Raw genomic sequence first — 12,228 nt, 5'->3', positions numbered from 1 at the left:
TTCTTCCATGGCCGAGGCCACGGAGTTCATGTTGGAACTCATCTCTTCCGTGGCTGCGGCCACGTTGGTGGACTTGGCGGTCATGTCGCTGGAGGCCCCTCGAAGGTTGGTGGCGAGGCCAAGAAGTCCCGCCGAGGCCTGATTGACCTGGGCGGAGTTGCCGGCCACTTCGCGGATGATGCCATGCACCTGCTCCACGAACTTGTTGAACCATTCGGCCAGTTCCTGGGTCTCGGTGCCGGAGGTGTCCTTCAGGCGGGCGGTCAGGTCGCCTTCGCCCTGGGCGATGTCTTTGAGCATCCCGATCATGCGCTGCAGCGGGACGATGATGGAGCGAATCAGGAAAATGGTCAGGGGCAGGACCAGGAACGCTAATCCGGCTCCGATGAAGGAGATGGCAATGGTCAGCGATCTCGCGGCCGCGCTTTCGAGATCAGCGGCTACTGCGGCCTGAGCCTCGGCGATGTTGTCGATGTAGATGCCGGTTCCGATCCACATCTCGGTGCCGGGGATCATGGTCGAATAGCTGACCTTGGGTTGAACGCCCTTGCCGGGTTTTTCAAAAACATAATTTACGAATCCGCCGCCTTCCTTGGCGCGTTTCATAAGTTCGCGGACAAAATAAACGTTGTTGACGTCCTTGATCTCGCCGACATCAACGCCCACTCGAGCCGGATTTGGCGGAAAAGCTTGATATACGGTTTCCTTGAAGACAAAAAAATAGCCTGATTTGTCCTCTTCGAAGCGGATGTCGTTAATCAGATTGCTGATGATGGAAACTCGCTCCTCATGAGATGTTACATCCTTGATGGCGGCGCCGATGCTGGTTGCCGTCGACTGCGCCATTATCATGATCTTGTCCTTGGCCTCATCGGTCATGATCATTCCTACCCGCTCAATCATCTGTGATTTCGAGTCTGAGGCCTGATACACGAAAAAAACTACTACCGCGCCGATGAAGACAAGCATCACACCAACCAATAAAAGCAACCTGTTTCGGATTCCCAATCGCATGCTCATCGTTCTGCCTCCGGATATATTTTCTTGGATTGTCTTACATTATCATCATTATTTTCATAAGTGCAATGTATTGTATGACTAACTCGGCGTTCAATATTTCACATTCATAAATTATCTTTCATTACAGGGCATTCGGATTATTTTTGTATGAATAGTTTTTGTGAGCAGCTATCAGGAATTTTGTTCGGGAGTTGTCACAACAGATAGGCATCTTTCTTCCAAAGACGGGGGAGATATTCAACTGTCTGGAAAAAAAGGTTTTGTACGCTTCCGGACACGTCCTGCCTGCGCGGGAATGTCAGGCTTTCTGGCGACTTTTGTACTGGTTCATCAAGCTACCCGTGAGGGCGGACGAGGGCCGGGACAAGAATCAGGAGCGGGACTTCGGTGAGTTGTGTTTTTGAGTGTACATGGACTGGTCAGATTTTTTGAGCAGGGTTGCGAGATCCTGCGGGTCCTGAGGGTTGAACAGCGTGCAGCCGTGCGTGAGCCCCATTTCGTAAGGTATCCGGCCGGTACTGTTGGCAGCGTGGAGATGCGCCTGTACCTGGGTCCAAACCCGCTGTACCTCATCCTGGCCGCAGCCTGGAAAGATGAGTACGAACTCATCGCCGCCAATGCGGTAGATTTCGTCGCTGGCGCGGACACAGGCGCGGATGATGGACACGATTTCCTTCAGATAGGTATCGCCGTGGAGATGTCCGAAAGTGTCGTTGACCTGCTTGAGCTTGTCCACGTCAACGTAACAGAACATGAATTTTTCATTTTTCTCCGCAGCGACTTTGAGCCGTTGCGGCATTTCCGATTCAAAGGCGCTTCTGGTGCTTGCCCCGGTCAGGGGATCTATGCGCACGGAGCGCTCCAGGGCCCGGCGTTTGCGGTGCTGGTACCGGTAAAAGACGACCAGGGTGAAAAGCAGCATGGCGATGATCAGAATCAGGGCCGAGATTGTCCACAAGGCGCGAGTGTGCCGGTATGCGTCCGAGTCATCGTTGATGAGGCTTGCGCCGGCGGGGAGCAGGTTAAAGTCCAGTCCATGTTTTTTCATGACCTTGGCGTCGAAAATAAACGCGTTGGGACTCAGGGTGATGATGGGCAGCTCCGTAACTTTTTGCCCGCGCAGGATGCTGCGGGTCAGATTTCCGGCGGCCAGACCCTGGTGATGGCCGCTGGTGACCATTCCTCCGACGGAGCCCGCGCCAAGGTAGAAGTCCCAGAAGGAAAAGACCGGTACGGGGCTGGCATCGACGATGCTTTTGCAGCTCTCCTCGTAGGAGAAGGTGTTTCCGTCGCGGTCCTGGTTGAAGCTCATGAGCAGGATGAAGCTGTCCGGGGGCAGCGAGGGCAAGCGTTCGAGCAGGCGGGTCATGGAAATGTTTTCAAGAAGTTCAATGTCGAGGGCGGCGGGCAGCAGGTGGCGAACCTCTTCGAAGCGGTTATGGTTGCCAAGACCCGTTGGGGTGGCGTCGTTGATGACGAAAAGTTTTTTGGCCTGGGGCAGCAGGCGGGCTGCGGCCTGTACCGTGCTGACGATATCGTAGGATTCGAGCACGCCGGTGATTCCCTGAGCGGGCAGTGATTCGGGATCGGCGAGATAGTTCACGCCGCAAAAGATGATGGGAGCGTTGTTGAACAGGGTCTGCCGGTACTGGCGGGCAAAGTTGAAGGCGTTGTCGTCGGAGGTCAGAATTGCCGAAAATTTGGCGGACCGATATTTCTCGCGCAGGACAATGTAGTTGAGATAGGTGAATTCGAGCTCGGGATGACGCTTTGTGTCCATGTACTCGACATGCATTTCCAGGTTTCCGGCTTCAAAGCCAAGGCTCTCCCTGATTCCCGATTCGATGTCGTCGGTCCATTTGAAGCCCGTGTGGTAGGAATGCAGAAGCAGGATTTCATGTGCCTTTGACGTGCTCGGATTGAGGAATTTCGTCTCCAGGGGCAGCCGGTCGGGAGTGATCCCGAAGCGTTCCATCTGACGCATGTCCACTTCCAGCTGGATCCCGTCATCGTAGGTCACGGGCAGGTCGGCCGGATTTGTGCCGCCAAGGATCTGGCCGGCCATGCTGCCCGCAATCCGCCCCTGTTCATATCCGTTGGTCAGGTACCCGCCGAAAAGGCCATGGCCCATGAGAAAATTCCAGACTCCGTAAACCGGAACGGGGCTGGCCTTGGAGATGGCCGATATGGCTTCCGTCGCACCATGGACCCGGCCATCGCGGTCCTGGAAATAGAGCAGAAAAAGAAGTCCCGTCTCCGGGCCGATCTTTTTGACCTGTTCCACAAGCTCCGGCAGGGGCGCATCCTCAAGCACCTCCAGGGGAAGGTCCGGCGGAACTGCCTTGCGCAGGTCGGCCACGGCGGCAATGCCCGTTGCAGTCTTGTCCGCGACGACCATCAGCTTGCGCATTTGCGGCTGCAGGCTGCGCATGAGCTTCAGGTTCGTGTTCAGGTCCGCGTATTCGCGCACTCCGGTCATGTTTTTGGGCAACGATGGCAGGGGATTGGTGTTCACGCCGCAAAAGACCACCGGGGTGTCCGGGAATATGCGCGCCCCGTGTTCTAGAATGAAAAAGAAGGCGCTGTCGTCAACTGTGATGACAAGATCAGGTTTCAGGAAAGCGTACTTGAGCTCCATGAATCTGGGAAGGTTGGCCAGATATTCGGGATCAAGGTTGCGCTTTGTGTCCATGTGCTCGACATGAATGAGCACTTCCGGATCGTATTGATGCAGGGTCGCTTCCAGCCCGTGCATGATGTCTGCGGACCATTTGTAGTCGGGATGGTAGGAATTGAGGATGAATACCTGCCTCGCGGCCAAGGCGTTTGCCGGACACAGGACAAGGAGTAGCAGGCAGCTCAGGAGCGCCTGCTGCAGCCGGGAGCGGCGAGGGACAATCCCGTTCCGTTCACGCAAAGACTGTTTCTCCCTGCAGCACGCTGCCGGCCTTGATCACGGCCTGATTCGGGCCCGTGTTGAGGATACGCACATCGCCCACGCAAAGCACATCCTGTTCGAACAGCACATCCCCTTCGACGACAAGGCTGTCGCATTTGAGCAGGGACGGCGGATTCTTGGGGAAACGGGCCAGGAACGAGTCGATTTTCTTGTAATGGTTCGAGTCGAGGGAAATGGACGGCATGGGCGTGACGCGTTCCGGGTTGGGAATGATGGTTTCACGTTCCGTACGCACAAAGCAGTCGGACATGACCAGGAGCAGGTCGCCTGTCGTCTTGACCGGGGCAAAGCGCTTTCTGGGCACGATGACGGCCTGGGCATTGAGGAAGTTGGTGATGGCCGACCCCATGGCCGTTTCCAGCTGGAAGACCTTGGGCGAGGACGGCTCGCGGGGATCCAGGTGCTTGGGGTTGATGATCAGGTCAAGCGGCATCATCCGGTGCGAGACGAAAACGGACTGCAGGATGCGCAGGTCTATCCAGATGGAGTTGGTGTTGAAGAACTTGTATTTTTCGATGTCGCAGAACGATTCCATCTCATTGTCGGGACACTGTGCCACCTCGCGCAGGGCAAGCTGCCTGTTCTTTTTCAGGCGGCAGAGGTGCCCCCCCTTCTTGTCCTGCTCCGTGCGCCGTGCGACTTCCATGAGAAAAGGCAGGTTGTGATGAACCATGTAGCCGAGCAGGCGGCGGTTCATGATGGCTCCGAGATTGTCGGAGTTGGAAATGAATGCGTAATGGTAGCCCTTGTCCAGCAGGGCATCGAGGATGCCGGAGGTGATCATGGCGGTGTAGATGTCGCCGTGTCCCGGAGGGTTCCACTCCAGCTCGGGATTCTGGGGCCAGGACGCAGGGGTGTGATCCTTGGCCATGATCTTGGGGTAGCGGTGCTGCAGAAAGGCCAGGTCGATGCCGGTGGTGCCATTATGGAAATCACCGACTTTGAGCATGGTGTCCATGTGGGTCTTGAAACTGTTCATGAAAACCTGCGGAAAATCCACCCCGTAATGGGTGCGGACCGTCTTGGCCTGCAGCAGGATGAGGTCCAGAAAGCTGAGCCCCTCCTTGACCGGAATGAGCGACTTCGCCGATTCCAGGCCCATGCTGGTGCCCAGGCCGCCATTGAGCTTTATGACGGCGGTCTTGTCCAGGGCCTGCTCGCCCTTTTCCTTGAACTGCTCCATGGCGTCGTAGTCGGCGAGTTCATCGTCGTGCACGGCCATTACGTCCCGGTCGGAGAGCTTGCCCTGGGCGCCGTACAGGAACTGGTTAAAGTAACACTTGAAGGTGTTGATGACGATGGCAGGCAGGCCTTGCTGCTCCATCTTCAGGGCAAAAGGACGAAAGAGAGTGGAGAGCTTGGGGTCATCGACGCTTACGCAGCTTATGTCTTGGGCCATGGAGGCTCCTTGTGTGGAATCAGGTTCATGATCGCAGTCCCCGGCGTTGGCGGGGGAGGTGCGCGGTTGAAGAATCAGCATAGAGCATGTGCCGTTATTCGTCCATAATGGCGTGGTCGCAAAGAGGAAATTTTTGAAGCCAGCCCTAAAGGTCGTCCCTTTCGTTCCGGGATTCGGGACTGTCATCTTCCCGCGCGGCAGCCAGGGGCAGGGACATCCTCAGCCGCGCCACGGAATCCGCTTGTTCCATGTGCAGGTGTCCGCCGATGCGCTCCACCAGTCGCAGGCACATGGCCAGGTTCATCTCGTCGTCCTCGAAGGGCATGATGAGACGCTCATGACCGGATGCGGGAGTACGCACGGGTTCCATGACCAGACTGACCACGACAAGGTCGCTTGCCTGGGAAGCCGTGATGCGCATCCTGCCCGACTGATCGACAATGTCGGCGCCGTGTCCGATGAGGTAGATGAAGATGCGATGCAGGAATTCCTGATCGGCAAGGACCGCAGGGAGGTCATCCTCGAGTTCGATGTCGCAGCGGATCGATTTGTTATCCAGACGGCTGGAAACGAGGCGCATGATAAAGTTTACCGTGGGCGGCAGCAGGCAGCGGGTCAGCGTGACGTTGATGGGTTCAAGGTAGGCGTTGATGCGTTGGAGAAGGCGTTCGAGCCGGTTGCATTCTTCCAGGATGACCCTGGTTTCCAAGGCTTCGGGGTAGCGCTGGCGCAGTTTCCGGGCGAAGCCGCCGAGGGCGACCAGAGGATTGCGGATTTCGTGCGCCACTTCTTCGGTCATGGTCCGCAACATGCTGAGCTTTTCGTTTTGCAGCAGCAGTTTGTCCAGATAGGAGTTGCGGGTCATGTCCATGATCATGCCCTCGATCCTGTCCGGAACGCCGCCGGGCGCCAAGGGGGACGCAATGGACTGGAGCATGAGGGAGACGGGGTACCCCTTCTTGTGCAGGAATCGGAATTCAAGATTGAATTCGGCCGGTTCAGACTTCAGGCTGTTCCTCAAGGCGAGCAGAAACTGGCTCCGGTCTTCCCGCACGATGCGTCTCAAGAACGATTTGGGCGATTTGAGAATCTCCAGCGGGGAGTAGCCGAGAATATGCGTCGTGGCCTGGTTCAGGAATTCGAATTCCAGGTCGCGGTTGATGATGAATATGATGACGGGGAGCTTCCGGACCAGTCGGATCAGGTGTTCCTCGGTGTCGAGAACGTGTCGCTGCAGGCGCGACTGGGTCAGGCAGTTGCGCAGCCCGTTGATGAAGATGTCCATGCTGACGATGGGTTTGGTCACATAGTCAAAGGCCCCTGCCTTGAAGGCGTCGATGGCGTAGCTTATGTGCGTGCGTCCGGAAACGATGATCACGGGAGTGGACGGCCGGGTCAGCTTCATGCTTTCGAGCAGGCCCATTCCCTCGTCGCCTGAAATCCCAAGATCCAGGAGCACCACTTCCGGAGCGAGATTCATGAAAAGCTGCATGGCCTGCTCTGCATCGGCCGCTTCATGGACCACGAATCCCGCGTCCTTGAGGTTTGTGGCGAGGGAGGCGCGCAGGGGTTCGTCGTCTTCGATGATCAGGATGGACTGGGGCATGATCCAGGCTCCGTTGATGCTTGGGGGTTGCCCCGGCAGGGCAGGGTGATGTGAAAGGTGTTCATGGGCGCGTCGTAGGAGTAGCCGACCCGGCCATTGTGCAGCTCGACGATCTGCTTGACGAAGAACAGTCCATGGCCGGAACCTTCGACTTTTTCCGTGGTGCTGCAGCGAAAATCCGCATTGAAGAGTTTCGGCCGGTCCTGGCTGGGAATTGCGTGTCCCGTGGTGCGGATGTAGAGCTCGATCCCGGGTTGCCCCGGTCCAAATGCCTGCGATTTTGTTTCCCAGCCGTACAGGGCCAGTTTTTCCTCGCGGCCGGACTCTCCCGGCATGGCTTCGGTGTATTTGACCGCGTTGGACAGCAGATTTGCAAAAACCTGGGAAATGAGACCAAGATCCGCCTCCAGCACGATGTCTTCGTCGATATGCACATCCGGCGCGATGCGGATGGAGATACCCTGAGCGTTGAGCAGGGGAAGGAAGCGTTCGAGCTGCGGCTCAAAGATCTGGCTCTTGAGTTTGCAGGGGCGTGGTTGCAGGTCGTATCGCCCTTTTTCAAAGTGACCGCGCCGAAGCAGGCTCTCCAGGAACAGGCTCGATTGCTGAAAACGTCTGGAGATGCTTTTCTGGCGTGCCTGCAAATCCTTGATCATTGCCGGAAGCTCGCGCCGGATTTCCCGATCCGGACTGTCGGAACGGACGGGGGCCAGGGAGTTCACTTTGTGTCCGAGCCGTTCGAGCTGTTTCTCCATCTGCAGGAAGAGCAGCTTGAAGTGCATGTTGGGAACGATGACGTTGTGCCCGATGTCATGCACCAGATTGTTGATGAAGGTCAGGTGCTGGCGGTTGCTGATGGTGATCTGCTTCACGGCCATGAGCTGGGCGGCGCAGCCTGCGAACGCCAGGTAGAACGTCTCCTCGGCCGGGCTCAGGTCCTTGTGCAGGCAGAGCATCCCAAGCAGTTTCGGCTCGGTTCCGGTTTCGCAGATGGGAATTGCGGTCAGGCCTTCAAGGCGCATGATGGCCGCCTGGCTCGGGCAGGAAGGTTCGGGAAAGGTGATGGGCCGTGGCCCTGCGGTGCTGGTGGTCCGGCGCAGCCGCAACGTATCCTTTGGGCCGCGCATGTAGAGGGAGGCGGGGGTTCCCAGGCACACGTCGGGCACGAGCACGCAAAGTGATTTGAGATCGCGCAGGGACTCGAACTTGAAGCTGGCTTCGAAGAAGAGGTTCAGCGCCGCGCTTCGGATACCAGCGTGGTCATCGTCTGTGCGGTCGGTCAGGCGTTCGATAAGGTGCGCCCTGATATGCTTTCGGGCATGAAGGGAGGGTTGCATGGCTGGTCCTCAGGTTGAGCGAGTTTCGCGGAACCATAACCCAGGCCTTGCCCTCCTGCAATCAGGGTTTGCGAGTTTTGCCCCGCCCGTCGTATTTCTTGGGGTCGAGGTTGTACTTCTTGATCTTGTAATTGATGATCCGGTAGCTGGCCCTGAGTTCCCTGGCCACCTGCAGCATGTTGCCTCCGCATTTCTGCAGGGCCTCGACCAGGATCTCCTGCTCGAATTTGCCCACGGCCTCGCCGAAGGAGAGCTGGTTGTCCGTGGCCGAGCTTTCGGCCGTTTGCAGGGTCGGCGGCAGGTGGTAGGTGCGGATGGCTTCCTCGTTGCAGATCAGCACGGCCCGCTCCAGGCAGTTGCGCAGTTCGCGCACGTTTCCGTGCCACTGGTACTGGGTCAGCAGGTCGATGGCGGGCATGGAGATGCGCTTGATGTTTTTGGAGTATTCCTTGGCGAAGAATTCCAGGAAATATTCGGCCAGGGGCAGGATGTCTTCCCGGCGTTCGCGCAGGGGCGGAATGAAGATGGGGAAGACGTTGATGCGGTAGTAGAGGTCTTCGCGGAACGCGCCGGACTTGATCAGGTTTTCCAGCGGCTGGTGGGTTGCGCAGATGATGCGCACATCGACCTTGATGCTTTTCTCGCTCCCGAGGCGCTGGATTTCCCCTTCCTGCAGGGCGCGCAGCAGCTTGGACTGGGCCTCTGGGCTCAGTTCGCCGATTTCGTCCAGAAAGAGGGTGCCCCCGTGGGCCAGCTCGAAGCGGCCCTTCTTGGAGCCCACCGCGCCGGTGAAGGCGCCGCGCTCATGGCCGAAGAGCTCGCTCTCCAGCAGTTCCGAGGGCAGGGCTGCGCAGTTGAGGCGGATGAGGGGTTTGGTGCGGCGTGAGCTGGCATTGTGGATGGCCTCGGCCAGGAGCTCCTTGCCGGTGCCGGATTCGCCGCGCAGCAGGACCGACGCCTTGCTCGAAGCCACCTGCATGATCTGACCCATGACAAAGGCCATGGCCTTGGAGGTGGCCACGATTTTGGCCTGCACCATGGCCGTGTCGCGATCCAGGCTTTCGCCCAGAAAACCCATGGAGGCCCAGAGCTCTTTCTGGGCCATGTTTTCTTGCAGATATGCGGTCTGACGGGCGATGACGGCGGCCAGAACCTCCAGAAAGGCACAGTGAACCTGCAGCACCTCGGGCGGCTGGCAGGGAATGTCCGCGCTCAGGACGCCGAGGGCCTCCTGGATTCCCTCGGGACTGATCCTCATGACCGGAACGCAGATGAAAGACAGCTCGGCCAGCTCTTTCTGGGTGCGGCCCATGGCCTTGTTCAGGAACCGCTCGTCGTTCCCCATGGCCTCGACGATGATGGACTTTCCGCTGTCCAGAACCTGTCCGGTGACTCCCTGGCCAGGCAGGTACGTGGCCTTGACCGGCCCCTTGTGCCCGTAGGTGAGGTCGAAACGGATGGTGTTGGCCTTGGGATCAAAGATGGCCAGGGCCATGCGTTTGTATTTCATGGCCTCGGCGGTCATGGCCAGCAGGCTGTCCAGGCTCGACTGCAGCGGACTCATGGGGTCGAGGTGCTGTACCGTGCTTTGAAGCGTTTGCAGATAATGCAGAAATTCGGCGGTCATCATGGGGTGTTTTCCAAATCGTTTGGGGACTTGTGCGATGCGTTCTCGGCGTCTGCCTCGGGTTTGAGGCCGCAGTCCTTAGGTCTCGGGCGCCCCCGTTTTCCGGGGGCACCCTGTTATAATAGATTCGTTTTCAGGATTTGGATTTGAGCATGCCGATCTTGTAGTCCAGGAATGCCTCGTTTCCGCTTTCCTTGGATTTGAGGGCCTCGTATTCGGAGATGGCCAGCTCGATCTGTCCCGCTTTTTCGGCGGCAAAAGCCAGGTTTGCGGAAACGGCAGGCAGAAATTCCTGTCCTGCGTCCTTCTTGAGGGCGCTCAGTATTTCCACTGCTTTGGCATGGTCGCCCTTGAGGATCAGGGCCTTGGCTTCGCCGAGCCCCGCGATGACGCGGATGTCCGTGCCCTTGCCAATGGCCTGCCATGCTCCGGCCGCCTTCTCGTAATCGTTTTGGTCCATGTAGATGCGGGCCAGTTCGAGCTGTGCGGCGGAGCGCAGCTCTTCGGGGCCGGACGTGGCGAAGGCTTGGAGTTTTTCGGTGCGTGCGGCCTGGTCGGCCATGGTCATGATGACGCCAAGTTCGCTCACGGCCTTTTCGCGCTGGGACTCCTGGTAGGAGGTGACTCCCGAATAGACCGCCACGGCCATGACGATGCCGCCGATGGTGATGCCGATGGGCTTGATGTTGTCCAGAATTTTCTTCAGCAGGGGATGGATGTCGGAGTCCATTTCCTGTTCGATCGTTGCCAGGATATCATTTGTCTCTTTGCGTTCTTCCATGGAAAGGCTCCTTTGATTCGAATTGCCATTATTGTAAAAGCCCAGTCTGTTTATAGGCAATCTCGGAAAAGGTCAAAGGGAATGCGTAGGTGTAAAACATGCCGGAATCATAGGATATCAGGTCTTCAAAGAGGGGCGCGGGTGAAGTATTCTTGCCTGCGGCGCGGCGTTGGTATAGTCTTTGATGAATAATATTTTCGGCTTTGGATCTTTTTTCAACACAGACAGGAGCGAAGGATGAATCTGGAATCACAAATGCGCGACCTGGCCGCATCGGCACGGACCGCCGCTAGGACACTGGCCACGGCCACGGGCCTTGAGCGCAACAAGGCGCTTCTGGCTCTGGCCGATCTGCTGCACGATTCTCGGCAGGAAATTTTTGCGGCCAACACCCTTGATCTGGAAGCCGCGCGCGCGGGCGGACTGGACGAGGCGCGGATCGACCGCCTGCGCATCACTGATGGCGGCGTGGACTCCATGGCCAGCGCCTGTCGTCACGTGGCCTCCCTGTCCGACCCCGTGGGAGAGGTTGAGGGCATGATCAAGCGCCCCAACGGACTGCTCGTCGGGCGCATGCGCATTCCTCTGGGCGTCATTGCCATCATCTACGAATCCCGCCCCAACGTGACCATCGACGCAGCCATTCTCTGCCTCAAGGCCGGCAACAGCGTTATCCTGCGCGGAGGTTCCGAAGCCTACCACTCCAACCAGATCCTGGGCGGCCTCTTGCGCCGGGCCCTGGATGCGGCCGGGTTGCCCGAGGGCTGCGTTCAGATCGTGCCGACCACGGACCGGGCCGCGGTGAAACATCTTCTGGCCCTGGACGAATACATCGACGTGGTCATCCCGCGCGGCGGCGAAGGCCTCATCCGGGCCGTGGTCAAGGACGCGACCATGCCTGTCCTCAAGCATTACAAAGGCGTCTGCCACATCTATATGCACAAGGACGCGGATCAGGAACAGGCCCTGCCCATCGTCGAGAACGCCAAGGTGCAGCGTCCGGGCGTGTGCAATGCCCTGGAATGCCTGCTGGTGCACGAGGGTATCGCGCGGGAATTCCTGCCCCGTCTGGCCGCCTCCCTGGCGCCTCAGGGCGTGTCTTTTCGCGCCTGTCCGCGCTCCCTGCCGTTTCTTGGTGCAACGGCCACGCCCGCCGATGCCGATGATTTCGGACGCGAGTTTCTGTCCCTGACCCTGGCTGTGAAGATCGTCGACACCCAGGCCGAGGCCGAGGATCATATCGCGCGCTACGGCTCGGGCCATTCCGAAGCCATCCTGACCCGCACCCATGACCGGGCCATGCGCTTTCTGCGGACGGTGGACGCCTCCTGCGTGCTCATCAACGCCTCCACTCGCTTCAACGATGGCGGAGAACTGGGGCTTGGCGCCGAGATCGGCATCAGCACCTCGAAGATCCATGCCTACGGTCCCATGGGCGTAAAGGAACTGACCAGCCTCAAGTACATCGTCTTCGGAGAAGGACAGGTGCGTGTCTAGAC

General features: G+C 58.3%; 8 protein-coding genes. 1 reads left to right on the top strand and 7 read right to left on the bottom strand.

What is annotated here, in order from left to right; translation table 11 throughout:
* The 7 genes from CVU60_12545 to CVU60_12515 all read right to left on the bottom strand — a co-directional run.
* A partial coding sequence (locus CVU60_12545) for a histidine kinase (protein PKN41272.1) occupies positions 1–1,020 on the bottom strand: 1,020 nt, incomplete at its 3' end.
* 370 nt (positions 1,021–1,390) lie between these two features.
* A complete protein-coding gene (locus CVU60_12540) occupies positions 1,391–3,937 on the bottom strand; it encodes a hypothetical protein (GenBank protein PKN41260.1) in 2,547 nt (848 codons plus the stop codon).
* Entirely contained in the window at positions 3,930–5,378 is a 1,449-nt protein-coding gene (locus CVU60_12535) for a UTP--glucose-1-phosphate uridylyltransferase (GenBank protein ID PKN41259.1), read from the bottom strand. The genes CVU60_12540 and CVU60_12535 overlap by 8 nt, the downstream gene beginning before the upstream one ends.
* Before the next feature lie 145 nt (positions 5,379–5,523).
* Positions 5,524–6,984 (bottom strand): hypothetical protein, encoded by a 1,461-nt coding sequence (locus CVU60_12530; GenBank protein ID PKN41258.1) that lies wholly within the window; start codon positions 6,982–6,984, stop codon positions 5,524–5,526.
* Positions 6,966–8,321, bottom strand: coding sequence for a hypothetical protein (locus CVU60_12525; protein ID PKN41257.1), 1,356 nt, complete (start codon positions 8,319–8,321; stop codon positions 6,966–6,968). Before CVU60_12525 ends, CVU60_12530 begins: the two co-directional genes overlap by 19 nt.
* A gap of 61 nt (positions 8,322–8,382) precedes the next feature.
* Complete coding sequence (locus CVU60_12520; GenBank protein ID PKN41256.1) at positions 8,383–9,951, bottom strand: hypothetical protein; 1,569 nt, start codon at positions 9,949–9,951, stop codon at positions 8,383–8,385.
* Positions 9,952–10,081: 130 nt separating this feature from the next.
* Entirely contained in the window at positions 10,082–10,729 is a 648-nt protein-coding gene (locus tag CVU60_12515; GenBank protein PKN41255.1) for a hypothetical protein, read from the bottom strand.
* A gap of 237 nt (positions 10,730–10,966) precedes the next feature.
* On the opposite strand from CVU60_12515, the gene CVU60_12510 reads away from it, so the two are divergent.
* Positions 10,967–12,226, top strand: coding sequence for a glutamate-5-semialdehyde dehydrogenase (locus CVU60_12510; protein ID PKN41254.1), 1,260 nt, complete (start codon positions 10,967–10,969; stop codon positions 12,224–12,226).
* Positions 12,227–12,228: the final 2 nt, after the last annotated feature.

It is taken from the genome of Deltaproteobacteria bacterium HGW-Deltaproteobacteria-18, assembly GCA_002841885.1.
In the GTDB taxonomy this organism is placed as follows: Bacteria; Desulfobacterota; Desulfovibrionia; order Desulfovibrionales; family Desulfomicrobiaceae; genus Desulfomicrobium.
This window is presented reverse-complemented; position numbering and strand designations above follow the sequence as displayed.

Excerpts from the sequence above, each read along its gene's own strand:
- CVU60_12535 (PKN41259.1), bottom strand. The coding sequence starts at position 5,378 with ATGGCCCAAGACATAAGCTGCGTAAGCGTCGATGACCCCAAGCTCTCC.
- CVU60_12530 (PKN41258.1), bottom strand. The coding sequence starts at position 6,984 with ATGCCCCAGTCCATCCTGATCATCGAAGACGACGAACCCCTGCGCGCC.
- CVU60_12525 (PKN41257.1), bottom strand. The coding sequence starts at position 8,321 with ATGCAACCCTCCCTTCATGCCCGAAAGCATATCAGGGCGCACCTTATC.
- CVU60_12520 (PKN41256.1), bottom strand. The coding sequence starts at position 9,951 with ATGATGACCGCCGAATTTCTGCATTATCTGCAAACGCTTCAAAGCACG.
- CVU60_12515 (PKN41255.1), bottom strand. The coding sequence starts at position 10,729 with ATGGAAGAACGCAAAGAGACAAATGATATCCTGGCAACGATCGAACAG.
- CVU60_12510 (PKN41254.1), top strand. The coding sequence starts at position 10,967 with ATGAATCTGGAATCACAAATGCGCGACCTGGCCGCATCGGCACGGACC.